13 protein-coding genes and 1 tRNA gene are annotated in these 13,531 nt (G+C 63.6%); 9 read left to right on the top strand and 5 right to left on the bottom strand.

Going from position 1 to position 13,531, the window contains the following annotated elements:
- Nucleotides 1-3: 3 nt before the first annotated feature.
- Nucleotides 4-1,383, top strand: coding sequence for a cytochrome P450 (locus tag MSIMFI_RS12710; RefSeq protein ID WP_191497471.1), 1,380 nt, complete (start codon nucleotides 4-6; stop codon nucleotides 1,381-1,383).
- On the opposite strand, the gene MSIMFI_RS12705 is transcribed toward MSIMFI_RS12710, so the two are convergent.
- Nucleotides 1,376-2,140, bottom strand: coding sequence for a DUF427 domain-containing protein (locus tag MSIMFI_RS12705; RefSeq protein WP_191497470.1), 765 nt, complete (start codon nucleotides 2,138-2,140; stop codon nucleotides 1,376-1,378). The genes MSIMFI_RS12710 and MSIMFI_RS12705 overlap by 8 nt on opposite strands.
- Nucleotides 2,141-2,206: 66 nt before the next feature.
- Here MSIMFI_RS12705 and MSIMFI_RS12700 point away from each other — a divergent pair, with 66 nt between their 5' ends.
- On the top strand, nucleotides 2,207-2,719 hold the full coding sequence (locus MSIMFI_RS12700; RefSeq protein WP_224770172.1) for a nitroreductase family deazaflavin-dependent oxidoreductase: 513 nt from the start codon (nucleotides 2,207-2,209) through the stop codon (nucleotides 2,717-2,719).
- 8 nt (nucleotides 2,720-2,727) lie between these two features.
- Here MSIMFI_RS12700 and MSIMFI_RS12695 read toward each other — a convergent pair whose 3' ends face one another.
- From MSIMFI_RS12695 to MSIMFI_RS12685, 3 genes are all read right to left on the bottom strand, one after another.
- Nucleotides 2,728-4,323: an esterase-like activity of phytase family protein gene (locus tag MSIMFI_RS12695; RefSeq protein ID WP_396819904.1), complete on the bottom strand. Its 1,596-nt coding sequence runs from the start codon at nucleotides 4,321-4,323 to the stop codon at nucleotides 2,728-2,730.
- A gap of 54 nt (nucleotides 4,324-4,377) precedes the next feature.
- Entirely contained in the window at nucleotides 4,378-5,160 is a 783-nt protein-coding gene (locus MSIMFI_RS12690) for a hypothetical protein (RefSeq protein WP_191497468.1), read from the bottom strand.
- A gap of 92 nt (nucleotides 5,161-5,252) precedes the next feature.
- Nucleotides 5,253-5,326, bottom strand: a tRNA-Leu gene (locus MSIMFI_RS12685).
- Between the two features lie 347 nt (nucleotides 5,327-5,673).
- Between MSIMFI_RS12685 and MSIMFI_RS12680 the strand changes: the two genes are divergently transcribed.
- The 6 genes from MSIMFI_RS12680 to MSIMFI_RS12655 all read left to right on the top strand — a co-directional run bounded on the left by MSIMFI_RS12680 (nucleotide 5,674) and on the right by MSIMFI_RS12655 (nucleotide 11,155).
- Entirely contained in the window at nucleotides 5,674-6,516 is an 843-nt protein-coding gene (locus MSIMFI_RS12680) for a PPE family protein, SVP subgroup (protein WP_191497467.1), read from the top strand.
- Nucleotides 6,517-6,582: 66 nt separating this feature from the next.
- Nucleotides 6,583-7,773, top strand: a complete 1,191-nt coding sequence (locus MSIMFI_RS12675; protein ID WP_186244325.1) for a PPE family protein — start codon at nucleotides 6,583-6,585, stop codon at nucleotides 7,771-7,773.
- Nucleotides 7,774-7,919: 146 nt separating this feature from the next.
- Nucleotides 7,920-8,216, top strand: a complete 297-nt coding sequence (gene esxW / locus MSIMFI_RS12670) for a type VII secretion system protein EsxW (RefSeq protein WP_085253389.1) — start codon at nucleotides 7,920-7,922, stop codon at nucleotides 8,214-8,216.
- 47 nt (nucleotides 8,217-8,263) lie between these two features.
- Nucleotides 8,264-8,548: a WXG100 family type VII secretion target gene (locus tag MSIMFI_RS12665; RefSeq protein ID WP_083111340.1), complete on the top strand. Its 285-nt coding sequence runs from the start codon at nucleotides 8,264-8,266 to the stop codon at nucleotides 8,546-8,548.
- Nucleotides 8,549-8,859: 311 nt separating this feature from the next.
- Complete coding sequence (locus tag MSIMFI_RS12660; protein WP_191497466.1) at nucleotides 8,860-9,633, top strand: response regulator transcription factor; 774 nt, start codon at nucleotides 8,860-8,862, stop codon at nucleotides 9,631-9,633.
- Between the two features lie 7 nt (nucleotides 9,634-9,640).
- Nucleotides 9,641-11,155, top strand: a complete 1,515-nt coding sequence (locus MSIMFI_RS12655) for a sensor histidine kinase (RefSeq protein WP_191497465.1) — start codon at nucleotides 9,641-9,643, stop codon at nucleotides 11,153-11,155.
- An 83-nt stretch (nucleotides 11,156-11,238) separates the two neighbouring features.
- On the opposite strand, the gene MSIMFI_RS12650 is transcribed toward MSIMFI_RS12655, so the two are convergent.
- A complete protein-coding gene (locus MSIMFI_RS12650) occupies nucleotides 11,239-12,513 on the bottom strand; it encodes an MFS transporter (protein WP_224770171.1) in 1,275 nt (424 codons plus the stop codon).
- 856 nt (nucleotides 12,514-13,369) lie between these two features.
- Here MSIMFI_RS12650 and MSIMFI_RS12645 point away from each other — a divergent pair.
- Nucleotides 13,370-13,471, top strand: coding sequence for a potassium ABC transporter ATPase (locus MSIMFI_RS12645; protein WP_224770170.1), 102 nt, complete (start codon nucleotides 13,370-13,372; stop codon nucleotides 13,469-13,471).
- Nucleotides 13,472-13,531 lie beyond the last annotated feature (60 nt).

The raw sequence follows: 13,531 nt of genomic DNA, 5'->3' as shown, positions 1-13,531 counted from the left end.
AACATGATCCAGTTCCCGACGGCGCGGAGACGCTCTGCGCAGATAGCCTTGCCAAGGCCGGGAAAACCCCGCTTTCGGGACTGGCTGCGATCGGTTCTCGTCGGATTGGATCCCGAAGCCTACTTTCGCCGGCGCGCCAACCACGAGGATCCATTCGTCGTGATATTCCCCGGCCTTGGCCCGGTACATTTTTTCACCACAGCGGCGGATTGCCAGCGCATTCTCACTGCGCCGCAGGAAGTCTGGTGCGCACCTACGCCCAATCCCATCGAACCGATCGTCGGGCCAAGCTCGGTCATTCTCACCTCGGGCGAGCACCATCGCCGTCAGCGCCGCCTGCTGTCACCTGCGCTTCACGGCGACCGCATGCGCCAACGAGCCGGCTCCATCGCAAGGGCGGTGCGCACCGAGATAAACACTTGGCGCCCTGGCGATCAGGTCGCATTGCACCGTACGGCCACGTCGATCACACTGCGCGTCATCATCGAAACCGTGCTGGGGATATGCGACCATCGCGCTGGCGAATACGCTGATGTGGTAACCGAACTGATAAACGCCAACACCGCCCCCCTGCTGCTGTTGCCGGCCCTCCGCCGAAGCATTGCGGATCGGGGGCCGTGGGCCCGACTCGTGCTTCTGCGAGCAAGATTTCAGGGCATGCTCTTCGGTCAGATCGAGTATCGCCGCCAGTGTCCTTATAGCGGGCACGGCGCCATGCTGAGCCATCTATTGCGCGAAACCGACGACAAGGGAGCTCATTTCGACACCCTTGATGAGGAGGACCTACAACAGCAGTTGCGAACCATGGTGATCGCCGGCCATGACACCACTGCGGCCGCTCTAGCATGGGCTCTGTATCACATTCACCGAGATGCAGACGTACATGCCCGGCTGACGCGCGAATTGTCCACCGATCCGGCGCCGCATGAGATGCCGAAGCTCCCCTACCTAACCGCAGTTATCAATGAAACATTGAGGATGCATCCCCCGGTGCCGATCGTGTTGCGCAAGGTCGTCGAACCGCGATCCGTTGGCGGAATCCAGTTCTCGACGGGCGATATCCTCGGAATCGCCATACCCGCAATACATTTCAGCAACGACCCGTGGCATGACCCCTACCGGTTCAACCCCGATCGCTTCTTCGACAACAACCCCACCCCGTTCGAGTACCTGCCATTCGGAGGCGGTTACCGACGTTGCCTGGGAGCTGCATTCGCCAACTATGAACTGGCCATCGCAATCGGGACGATAATGCGCACAGTGGGGTTGGCCATGCCGCGGCGGGAGCTGCGCAGGAACCCGCCGAGCTCGGTACCGCGGGGCATCGCCGTCGTCCCACGACGCGACGTCAAGCTCGTGGTGACCGCCGCGCCGGCTAGCTGAATTGGGTTTGCGGCCGGGTCAGCGGATCGCCGTCGACAATGATGTCGAGCTTCTCGTTGTAGAACGCCACCAACCCGGCAATCGGGGCGACCGCGGGCAGCGGGTAGTGATACGTCCACGCGAGGTCCGGATGCACGGTGTCGCCCACCCGCACCGACCAATAGGCCGACGTCGTCCCCTTGTACGGGCACAGAGTCTGCGTCGAGCTGGGCTCCAGATGCTCGAATGCAATATCGGTTGGATCGATGTAATACCTTGTGGGCAAGCCGGTTTCGAACAGCAATACCGGGCAACGGGTGTCGGCGAGCGCGACGCCATCGAGCTCCACCCGGACGTGGCGATGCGACCGCAGCGCGTCCGTCCGCGAATATGGGTTGCGCGGGTGGCCATAGATCTGCTCGTCCTCTTCGAACCATCGCAGCGGATCCCAGTCGAATCGCACGGTGCCGGCGACAGGACTGTCGCCGTCGGCATCGAATACCCGCGCGGCTGACGGGTGCGACTGGCCGGCGCCGACCAGCGAGTGCAACCGCGACGGGCCGAATTGCACTTTCTGCGGATGGTTTTCGTCGCGCAGAAACTCCACACGCACATCGGCAAGCGGGACATAGTACTGCGGGTAGTAGGGCACCTCCCACACGTAGCGTGCCGCGGTGGTGTCGAAGACCAGCTCATGGCCGAGATAGCCACGAACCCTACGCGGAGCGGGCTCGATTCTTCCGCGCGTAGCGGCCATTTGGGGATACTCGTTGGTCATTCGTCACCTCGATCTCGTCGCCGCCGGGGATCGCTCACCTCCAACCTAATCGAGTACCTTCGACCCGTGGCGCATAGACGGGAAAGCCCGGTTCGCGGGAGACGGCTGCGGTTGAACGAGGCGCTGTTGGAACGCGCCCTGATGTCACCGCTCGGGTACCGGTTCCTACTGCACGTGGCGCCGCGTATCGACAAAGCCGTGATCCCTCGGACGAGGGGCCGGCTGAGTTCGGCAGGATTCGACAAGGTCGGGCTCGTCACGTCGACGGGCGCCAAGTCCGGCCAGCCGCGCACACAGCCGCTGGCATTGCTCGCAGACTCCGACGGGCTCCTGGCCATCGGATCCAATTACGGCCGCCCCAACCATCCCGCCTGGAGCGCCAACCTGCTCGCACACCCCGAGTGCACGGTCGAATTCAAGGGTCCGCCCCGGCGATACCGAGCCGAGCTGCTCACCGGCGACGCCCGCGCCGCCGCCTGGGCCGCCGCCGCCGACATCTACGCCGGTTACGAGCGCTACCGCGCCAGCTGCGCGCCACGCGAAATCAGGGTCTTCCGGCTGACGCCGCTCGGAGACTAAGGGCCCGCCTAACCGACCTTGATCGGGATCGTCATCGATTCCGTTTTGGCGGGCAGCTTGGTTGTGTCCACCGATAGAATCTCGCCGCTGTCCTGACTGCCGTTGGGCAGCATCTTCGGCTTGAGCCGAAACGGCGGAGTGTCCGAAGCCAGCCCGGCCAGCCCGAAATCGCTGTCGTTGGCGATGAACAGGGTCTTGCCGTCGTCCGGCGTGGTGAGTCCTTCGATCTTGCCGTGCCCGAAGAAGGCACCGTTGGCATTCAGCGAACGCAGCAGCGCCCCGAGGTCAAGCTTGAGTGTCTTGGCGGCAACGGTGATCCCGGCGGCTCTAAGTTTGGCTACGGCCTCAGCGTCGGTACTGACGCCGACCAGGGTCTCGAGCGGAGCACCGTTGACCAGCAAACCGCCGGCGTCGGCCCGATAGGACGCCCCCGGCACCGTCGAGCGGGGGCCCACATCGGTGGCCGCGGCGATGTCAACCAGGTAAATCTTCTTGTTGCCGTCGGGCGCGGTCCTGCCGTCACCCTCGTCGATCAGGAATTGTGTCGCACTTAGCGCGGTGACGTCCGACACCACGACCTTGGTGTCCTCGGGATTGGCAAGCGGATAGAGATACTCATGCACGATGCTGCGGTCGACGAGATTGATGGTCACGATGCGAGTGACGGGTACCGAGTTGGCCGCTCCTTGCAGCCCCGGCGTCTGGATGGCCGACTGCATGACCGCCACCAACATGTTGCCGTCCGGGGTGATTGCCAGGCCCTCCATTCCCCGGTTCGGCGCGCGTAGCGACAATTCCCGCGGCAGCGTCTCATCGTACGGCGACAGGCGTTCCAGCTCTTTGCCATTGGCGTCGAAGTGGATGATGGAAGGGCCGTACTCGTCGGACACCCAGAAAGTGCCGTCGAGTGTGGCGGCCAAGCCCTCGGTGTCAACGCCGTAGTCGGAAGGCGGAAGCGGCGTGCCGTTGAGGTCCACCAGCGCCTCGCCGGTGTTCGCGTGCGGGTCGACGAGGCCCACCAGGGGCGAGCCCTCCGGCCCGTGCAGCGTGATGGTCCGCTCCACGGTCGCCACGCCGTCGGCAAGTTTGAGCTTGGCGATCTGCGGGTGGTAGTCGGGTATCGGGATCACCTTTTCGTTGGAGGTGCGTCCATCGACATTGGGACCGCGGTCGGTGAGGCCGTAGACCTCGTTGGCGCTGCCCGGCACCGCGGCGATCGCAGACCCGTGCGCACTCGCCTTAATGGCGACGCCGCCGATGGTGGCCAGCGGTATCTGATCCTCGGCGTAGAGCTGGACGGCGCGACTGACGGTGATAGTTAGCTGGTCGGTACCGGTGAACCCGGCGTCGGGGGTGTAAATCATTGCACCGTTTTCGGCGTAGGCGATCTTGCCGTGCGCAGGCTTGCCAAACGCTACCGGTGTCAATCCGTCGGTGGCGGCCAACAGCCGGCCGGGGGCAATCGTTAGGGCTGTCCCGGCCGTCGTGCTCAAAGCCAGCTTGCCCGGGTGCACGGCGTTGGAGTCCGACGTGCCCGGCGCACAGGCCGTGAGCAGGATTAACACCGCTCCCGCCGCGACCGGCCATCTCGTCCTATGAGTCATGCGCATGGCTTAGCAAGATAAGTTGACACGCTGGTGTACGCGAGGCAAGCGCCACTAATGTTTCCGATCGCGCACTTTGTAGGTAGAGGGCCACGACTTGCGCGACTCGTCGCCGGTCAACGGAGTTCCCGCACCGCCGACCTTCACGTTGTAGGCCTCCTTGCCCGGGCCTACCTCGCGATTGGCGTGCTCCTGGGCGAGGTAATACAACTCGTCGATGGTGGCTTCGTCGTAGGCGACGAACGAGGTCTCGCGCACGATGTCGTCGACCCCGACCAGCATCTTGTCGGGCAGGTAGCGCGAGGCCAGCGCCGCAATGCCCAACAACGAAAACGGAATGACCCAGTAGCAAACGAACGGCAGCGGGGACTTGGTGTCGAGAATCGTGGCGTTACCCCGCACGATCGGCGGAATGGCCGACGACACGGTCATGCCGGCGAACGCCGCGACCCAGATCCAGGTCAAAATCGTGGTCATCCGACTGAACAGCTCGGTCTTTACCACGTCGGGGGGCTGCTCCGCGGCGGCGAACTCACGCACGAACGGTTTGCCGATCAGCACGCTCACGAGCGCCGCGAGGAAGATTCCGGCGTTGCTGAGCGGTTGTATCCATCGCGCCATGAACTCATCGCTGAGGGTAAGCGTCAGCACTGTCAGCACCACAAATGTTGCGACAGCTCCGATTTCAAGCATGCGGCCCGGTTTCTCGGTGGCGCGTCCGGTCGCAAGCACTGCCACGGCCATCAACAACGCTACCGATACGGCAATGTTGAAGGGGACGTTACCGACAAGCACCCAATAGACGATCCACGGCGCAAAGCCAAAGAGCATGCCCACAAAGGGTCAGTGTATGGCTGCGAGGCGCTTCAGCCTGGCGCGGGCGCTCACGCTGGCCCAGGTGGCAGTGACGCAATCACGGTTGCTTGCTGTGCCCCCAGTCGGACTCGAACCGACACTTGACGGATTTTAAGTCCGCTGCCTCTGCCAATTGGGCTATGGGGGCCCGACGGCGAATTTAGCGTGCCAGCACCAGTTCAGGACGTCCCGTCCCCCGAAAACCCCAAGGTGCACCGCGATCGCGACATGTGTAGGATCGCGCGCCGCGCATCTGAATTATGTGAATCCCGCCTGAGCACATATAACACGGCCGTATCACCCGCCAATAGCTTGTTAAAACTGCTCGCGTCAGCGTTAAGAGGCCGTAAACGTCCGTCACGCTACGCCTTTCGATGGGGACTGTGGAGACGTGGATGGTTAGCGTTACGCCAACGCACAGGGGCTCTTACGCAAACACACAGGGTCGGGCCGGGACGTAACGGTCGGCATGTCTTCACACACAAGGAGCAATGAATGTCATTCCTGCAGATATTGCCTGAAGAGTTGACAGCTGCGGCTACTCAGCTGGGTGCCATCGGCACCTCGATGGCCGCACAGAATGCGGCCGCCGCAGCCCCGACCACGGCCATCGTTCCCGCAGCCTCTGACATGGTGTCGGCGCTGCAGGCGTCACTCTTCACCGCCTACGGCACCTTGTATCAGCAGTTCAGCGCCGAAGCAACGGCCATTCACGACCAGTTTGTGAACACCTTGGGGATCAGCGCCGGTACCTACGACGCAACCGAGTCCATCAACCAAGCCGCGGCCGTTTCGCCCTTCGACGGAATCTCGGGGGATATCTCGAGCATCATGCAAGCGACGAACGGGGCCATCCCCGACGAGTTCTCCGGCGGCATCGCCAACATCGCCAACATCGGCATCGGCAATTATGCCTCCGCTACATCTACCCTCATCGGCCTGGCCGGCGGTGGCCTACTGCCCGCCGAGGAGGCAGCCGAGGGTGCCGCCGAGTTGGGTGGGACAGCCGCCCTGGGAGAACTTGGAGCCGCGGAGGCGGCCCTCGGCGCGGAGGCGGCCCTCGGCGGGGGTGCGGTCGTGGGCGGTATTGGCGAAGCGGCATCAATCGGCGCGTTGTCGGTGCCGCCCAGCTGGGCTGGGTCGGCCACCCTGGTGTCGAGCACGACTGCCGGCACGCTCTCCGGCGCCGGTTGGACCACCGCCGCGCCGGCAGCGGCCGCGCCGGGCGGCTTCTATGGCGCGCCGGGGTTGGCGTCGGCCGCACGCAACAGCGCCGGCTTCGGTGCGCCGCGCTACGGCGTCAAGCCCATCGTCATGCCGAAGCCGGTGAGCGTATAGGCACCCGGCGCTGACGCGGTTGCACACGGTCAATAAGCCCAATTGAGCTCAAAAGGATAGGAAAACATGGATTTCGCAGCCTTGCCCCCTGAGGTTAACTCCGCACTCATGTACTCCGGTGCGGGTGCAGGACCGCTGCTGTCCGCCGCAGCGGCCTGGAACGGTCTGGCCGTCGAGCTGAACTCGACCGCGACCTCCTTCGAGACGGTGATGTCAGAGCTGACCGGCCAGCTGTGGCTGGGTCCGGCGTCGCTCTCGGCGGCCGCAGCAGCCCAGCCATACATAGCCTGGTTGACCTACACCGGCGCAGCTGCGGAGCAGGCCGGCGTGCAGGCCATGGCATCTGCGGCCGCATACGAGGCGGCGTTCGCCGCGACCGTGCCCCCGCCGGTGATCGCGGCCAACAGGGCTCAGCTGGCGGCACTGGTGGCAACCAACTTCCTTGGCATCAACACTCCGGCGATCCTGGCTACCGAAGCCCTCTACATGGAGATGTGGGCTCAGGACGCGTTGGCCATGTACACCTACGCGGCCGCCTCAGGAGTTGCCGGGATGTTGACACCGTTGACCCCGCCGTCGCAATCCACCAACCCTGGTGGCGCCGCGGCCCAGGCCGCTGCGGTCGGCGCGGCTGCCGCGGCGTCCCCCGCCACGCAGTCGATCAATGATCTGATCAGCGCCTTGCCCACGGCGGTGGCATCGCTGGCCTCCCCGGCCCAGTCGGTTCTCGACGCGACTGGGTTGTCCGGAATTATTGCGGACATAGACGCCTTCCTCGCCATTCCGGTCGTTGCAAATACCATCAACGGCGCCATCAACACGTCCGCTTGGTATGTGATGGCCGCGATCCCCACCGCGATCTTCCTCGGAAACACCCTTGCCGGCACGGCACCGCTAGAGGCCGAAATTGCCGAGGGCGCAGCCGGTGCGGCCGCAGCGGCGGGAGGCGCGGTAGCGGGGCTGGCCGGCGAGGTGGCACCAGCAGGAGTAAGCGCGGGCGTCGGCGCCGCTCTGGGCGAGGCATCCCTGGTCGGCAGCCTCTCGGTACCGGCGAGCTGGGCTGGCGCCGCGCCTGTGGCGGCGGACGTGGGCACCGCGTTGGCGGGCAGCGGCTGGACCGTCCCCGAGGAAGCCGCACCGGTCACCGGGATGGCCGGAGTGCCGGGCATGGCCGCGGCCGCCAAGGGTGCTGGGGCATATGCCGGCCCACGGTATGGCTTCAAGCCCATTGTCATGCCCAAACAGGTCGTCGTGTGATCGGAGAAAAAGGGAGGACATGTCACTCGTTTGAGGCCACGAATTTACCGCTACGTCGTAATCTATCGGCCATACGGCTAACGCCGTATTGATACAACTGCCAGAACTCCTACAACAACAGACTTCGAGACAAGGAGATACCGAGTATGACCTCACGCTTTATGACCGACCCGCACGCAATGCGGGACATGGCCGGTCGCTTCGAAATGCACGCCCAGACCGTCGAGGACGAGGCCCGTCGGATGTGGGCGTCCTCGCAGAACATCTCCGGTGCCGGCTGGAGCGGCCTCGCCGAGGCGACCTCGCTGGACACCATGGGTCAGATGAACACCGCTTTCCGCAACATCGTGAACATGCTGCACGGGGTGCGCGACGGACTCGTTCGTGACGCGAACAACTACGAGCAGCAAGAGCAGGCCTCCCAGCAGATCCTCAGCAGCTAACACCAAAACCTGCTGCCCAACGACTTCAAATCAGGAGGACAAAACAAATGACCATCAATTACCAGTTCGGCGATGTCGACGCCCACGGCGCCCTCATCCGCGCACAGGCCGCAAACCTCGAGGCCGAGCACCAGGCCATCGTTCGCGATGTGCTGGCTGCCGGGGACTTCTGGGGCGGCGCCGGTTCGGTGGCCTGCCAGGAGTTCATCACCCAGCTGGGTCGCAACTTCCAGGTGATCTACGAGCAGGCCAACGCTCACGGCCAGAAGGTGCAGAGCGCCGGTAGCAACATGGCCCAAACCGACAGCGCCGTCGGGTCCAGCTGGGCCTGATCCACCGCTTTCAACAAGGTGGCCGCACACCCTGATGGTGTGCGGCCACCTTGTTTACTAAGCGGCCTCAGCTCTTGACGCGAGCCCGCTGATTCAAAGAACCCACCCCTCGAAATTGCTCGGCTCTCTGCAACCCAACGCTGTGCATAGCAGTATATTTGGCAGTTGAATCCACACCAAATTCTCCGATGTAACCCACATCAATCGCACATTTGCGCAAGCAGACCTCCGAGGGCTGTCACCACGATCACATTTGAGATTCCTATGAACGCGATGACAACCGCATGTGTGGTTGGAAGAATGACAGCAACATGACGGCAATGTCGGGTTATGCGCGCAGTCAACGTCCGCGTCAAGCCATCCTGGGGCAGCTGCCCCGAATTAACCGCGCCGATGGTTCGCCGATCCGCGTGCTGCTGGTCGACGACGAGCCCGCGCTGACCAATCTGGTCAAGATGGCACTGCATTACGAGGGCTGGGACGTCGAGATCGCCCACAACGGGCGGGAGGCCATCACCAAGTTCGACAGCATCGGCCCTGACGTGTTGGTGCTCGACATCATGCTTCCCGACGTGGACGGGCTGCAAATTCTGCAGCGAGTTCGTGAATCCGACGCCTATACACCCACGCTGTTTCTCACCGCACGCGATTCGGTGATGGACCGGGTCACCGGGCTGACCGCGGGCGCCGACGACTACATGACAAAGCCGTTCAGCCTGGAGGAATTGGTCGCACGGTTACGCGGGTTGCTGCGCCGTTCCAGCCACCTGGCCCCACCCGCCGATGAGGCTCTCAAGGTCGGAGACCTCAAGCTCGACGCGGCCAGCCGAGAAGTCACTCGTGGCGGCACGCCGCTGTCGCTCTCCTCAACCGAATTCGAGTTGCTTCGCTTTCTGATGCGGAATCCGCGTCGTGCCCTGAGCCGCACCGAAATCCTCGACCGGGTCTGGAACTACGACTTCGCCGGACGCACGAGCATCGTCGACTTGTACATCTCCTATCTGAGGAAGAAAATCGACGCCGACCGTGAACCGATGATTCATACGGTCCGCGGGATTGGATACATGCTGCGACCACCGGAATGAGCCCGAAATGACGGGGCACCGAAACACTCCGCGGTGGTTCCCCCGCTCGTTACGTCGGCAATTGCTTTTGGGCGTATTGGCGGTCGTGACCGTGGTGCTGGTGGCCGTCGGTGCCGTGTCGGTGCTGAGCCTGCGCGACTACGTCACCGCGATGAACGACGCCGAAGTAGCGGAATCCATGCATGCGGTCAGTCATGCCTACGCCAGATACCGCAACGGCGAACACACTTCGGTGCACACCGACAATCCGCCGGTATCCCAGGCGCTGCTGGAGTTCACCGGACAAACCCCGGGAAACCTCATCGCGGTGCTTCGCGACGGTCACGTAATCGCCTCGGCAGTCTTCTCCGAGGACGAACCGCGACCGGCACCACCCGACGTCATCAGCGCCATCGAAGCGCAGTCCTGGACCGACAGTCCATCCCGAGTCGAAACGCTGGGCAGCCTGGGTTCCTACCAGGTTGACAGCCGTGCCGCCGGATCCGACCGCTTAGTCGTCGGCGTTTCGCTCGGCATCGCCGACAAGATCATCTCGGGAAAGCAGATCGCCACCCTCGTGCTTGTCGCGACCGCGCTGGTGATCACGGCGGCGCTCACGGTGTGGGTGGTGGGGTTTGCCCTTCGCCCACTGCGCCGGGTTGCGGCGACCGCTGCAGAGGTGGCCGCGATGCCGCTCGTCGGCGACGACCACCAGATCAGCGTGCGAGTCCGGCCCGAGGATACCGACCCCGATAACGAAGTCGGAATCGTTGGGCACACGCTGAATCGATTGTTGGACAACGTGGACAGCGCGCTGGCGCATCGCGTCGAATCCGACTTGCGGATGCGGCAATTCATCACCGACGCCAGCCACGAGCTGCGGACTCCGCTCGCGGCCATCCAGGGGTATGCCGAACTGACTCGTCAAGACAGTTCGGCCCTGCCCCCTACTACCGAATACGCGCTGGCCCGCATCGAGTCAGAAGCTCGGCGGATGGCGTCACTGGTCGATGAGCTGCTGCTGCTTTCGCGCCTGGGCGAGGGCGAGGATCTACAAGCCGAAGACCTCGACCTAACCGATCTGGTCATCAATGCGGTCAATGACGCCGCGGTGGCGGCGCCCACTCACCGTTGGGTCAAAGACCTTCCCGAAGGGCCGGTGTGGGTCAACGGGGACCACGCCCGGCTGCATCAACTCGTCAGTAATCTGCTCACCAACGCATGGGTACATACTCCGCCTAACGTCACGGTGACCACTGGGATCACCTGCAACCGCCTCAACCCCAAGACGCCGTACGCCGAATTGACGGTTACCAACGATGGACCGGGCATCGACCCGGATGTTCTGCCTCGCCTGTTCGAACGGTTCGTTCGGGCTGACAAGGCACGATCGAACGGATCCGGTCACGGATTGGGCCTGGCGATCGTCAACTCGATCGTCAAGGCCCATCACGGTTCGGTCACCGCCGAATCCGCCAACGGCCGCACCGTCTTTCGGGTGCGGTTGCCGATGATCGACCAGCCGGACTCCGAGCCTGCCTAAGAGCGCGAACTGCAGAATCTTCGCCTCGACCGTGCGGCTACAGGCAGTGGTGGTTTGGGTGGGTGGTCACGAACGTGATCGCGTCAGTGACGCGCATCCTGTATCAAGACTGAGGCCACGCACACGGCCGCCAATGCCGCCGCCGCCAGTGCGAAAGTGACGCCGGCCGTACGTAGCCCGCATGCCTGAGCGGCTAGACCCTGGCCAATCACCGGCAGCGCGATGCCGATGTACGCGACCGTGAAGTAGGTCGAGCTGATCTCGGCACGTCGATCGGTTGGGGTCCGATCAACGAGGGCGGCCATGCCGCGACTGAAAGTAACGCCCTGCCCGGCACCTTCCACCACGCCGCCGACGATCAGCGCCGCCACTGATGTGGTCCACAGCGACACCGCGACAATCACCGTGCCGATCACTAGGCCTGCAGAGCCCAACGCCACAGCGCGTCGCGGGTTCAGGTGTCGTCCGACCACCTGAGTGACAGCAGACGCTACGTAGGGCGCGCCGGCGACCGCACCAGCGACCGCGTGGTTGCTGACCCCGTGGATGTTGGAAACAAACCACGGCCCGATCACGCCGAACGTACCCATTACCGCGGAGCCGGCGAACGCCGTGGTCGCCGCGGTCACGAACGCGCGCCGCGCGGGTTTGGGCACCGATAGCCGCTGCACACCGACGCCGGCGGTGCGAGTCGAGGTCTCGTCTGCGCCCAGCACACCGGCGCCGGCCACTACGACCAGCACCACGTGCACGATCAACGGCGATTGCAATGGGTGCGGGGCGTACTGCACCAGCAGACCTGTCAGCGCAGACCCGAGGCCAACTCCACCTGAGTTGGCAATGGTTGCGAGTGCCGTGGCGTGGGCCCGGCGGCTGGGGGGCACGGCTTCGATCACCGCCGCGGTTGCAGCGCCTATTGCGACACCGACGGACAACCCGGAAAGCGCGCGACCCGCAAGCAGTTGCAGAACCGTTCCGGCCGTCAAGAACACCAGCGCACTGGCGAGTGCGCCGGCGAGACCGGCTAGCAACATTGGGCGCCGGCCCACCGCGTCGGACCAGCGGCCGAATGCCAGCAGCCCGAATAGGACGCCAGGTATGAAGGCGGCGAACACAATTGTGGTGGTGAGCGCACCGAAGTGCATGCGCTGGGCGTAGAGCGCATACATCGGTGTCGGCAGACTGGAACCGGCCATGATTGAGGCGAACACGCACGCCAGCAGCGTTGCCGGGCGCCACGTAGAGCGCAACGAGGACGTCTTGTGCATGCCCGCCGGATCCTCAGCAACTGTCACCAGCGCGAGATCGCCCGCACTCGTTGTGGCCGACGTCTTGTCACCGCGCAGCCAAGTTGGCAATTGCCCGGTGGTGTCTAGCCATTCGGCCCTGCGGTGTCGCGGCGGTGCGCCCGCTGGCTGTCTTGCGGTGGTCGGGATGGCAAGTTCGTTCGAATGCCGTTCCGAGCCAGTTATTTTCGCTAAATTCCTTGGCCTAGGACTACTTCCATGCACGCCATGATCGAGCGCTTCGACAGCTACCGACGGCTCGATGACACGTAAGTCGTCGAAACGCGTTGAACCACTAGCCTCGCGATGGGCAATGAATGTCACTCGGTGCAGTCGTCGGCGACGTAGGTGAAACCGGCGGCCGAGAACGTCGTCTCGATCTCGCAAAACAACTCTTCGTGGGAGATGTGGTGGGACATGTGACTGTCTCCTAATCACCGATGGATACGGAATATCGGGGACAGTTACCCCTTCCCACCATCGTCAGCTGGCTTTGCGATAAGGGGAATCCAGCAGGCGGTTGATCGTGCGGTTGTCGACGGATCCTCCAGTCGTAGGACTGCGCCATACCGCATGTAGGTACGGGCCGCCAAGGCTTCACAACTCGATGTCACCGTGTGCTCCTCGGATACCAAGCGCTCGCCGCGGTCGAGCCCGCCGGCCTCAGAAAACGATTGTCCGGCAATCGAATCGCTCGACACGAAGCGTGCTCATCAAACGATCCGCACGGACCGCGCGCCGTCGCAAATGCTGTGTTTGGCGTCACAGCACCCCGTTAAGAAAACGTAAAAGTGCCACGTGACGCCGTTAGAAAACCATCAACCAAGGGCTCTGACCTGCCGGTCATGCCTACGTTCAACCTGGCTTAGGCCTCCGAGGGATTTTGCTGCAGCTGCCTCGATAAGGCCGTTACCGAAGCACACAACTCTTGCCGAACGGAGACAGGATGGGCGTGATTGCATACATCGCGCTGACGGTGGCCGTGTTCGCGCTGCTCGGCCTAACACAGAAGTTGGTCGAGCGGCTGTGAACTACGAAAACATCGTTGGCTTGGCGCTTTCGATCGTTCTCGCGCTGTATCTCGCGGGCG

The sequence above is a fragment of the Mycobacterium simulans genome (assembly GCF_900232995.1).
Lineage (GTDB): Bacteria > Actinomycetota > Actinomycetes > Mycobacteriales > Mycobacteriaceae > Mycobacterium > Mycobacterium simulans.
The sequence above is the reverse complement of the archived record's forward strand: the minus strand, read 5'-3'. Positions and strand labels throughout refer to the sequence as shown.

Coding starts and splice junctions, on each gene's coding strand:
- MSIMFI_RS12680 (WP_191497467.1), top strand. CDS start 5,674: ATGTCATTCCTGCAGATATTGCCTGAAGAGTTGACAGCTGCGGCTACT.
- MSIMFI_RS12665 (WP_083111340.1), top strand. CDS start 8,264: ATGACCATCAATTACCAGTTCGGCGATGTCGACGCCCACGGCGCCCTC.
- MSIMFI_RS12655 (WP_191497465.1), top strand. CDS start 9,641: ATGACGGGGCACCGAAACACTCCGCGGTGGTTCCCCCGCTCGTTACGT.
- MSIMFI_RS12675 (WP_186244325.1), top strand. CDS start 6,583: ATGGATTTCGCAGCCTTGCCCCCTGAGGTTAACTCCGCACTCATGTAC.
- MSIMFI_RS12710 (WP_191497471.1), top strand. CDS start 4: ATGATCCAGTTCCCGACGGCGCGGAGACGCTCTGCGCAGATAGCCTTG.
- MSIMFI_RS12705 (WP_191497470.1), bottom strand. CDS start 2,140: ATGACCAACGAGTATCCCCAAATGGCCGCTACGCGCGGAAGAATCGAG.
- MSIMFI_RS12695 (WP_396819904.1), bottom strand. CDS start 4,323: ATGACTCATAGGACGAGATGGCCGGTCGCGGCGGGAGCGGTGTTAATC.
- esxW (WP_085253389.1), top strand. CDS start 7,920: ATGACCTCACGCTTTATGACCGACCCGCACGCAATGCGGGACATGGCC.
- MSIMFI_RS12660 (WP_191497466.1), top strand. CDS start 8,860: ATGACGGCAATGTCGGGTTATGCGCGCAGTCAACGTCCGCGTCAAGCC.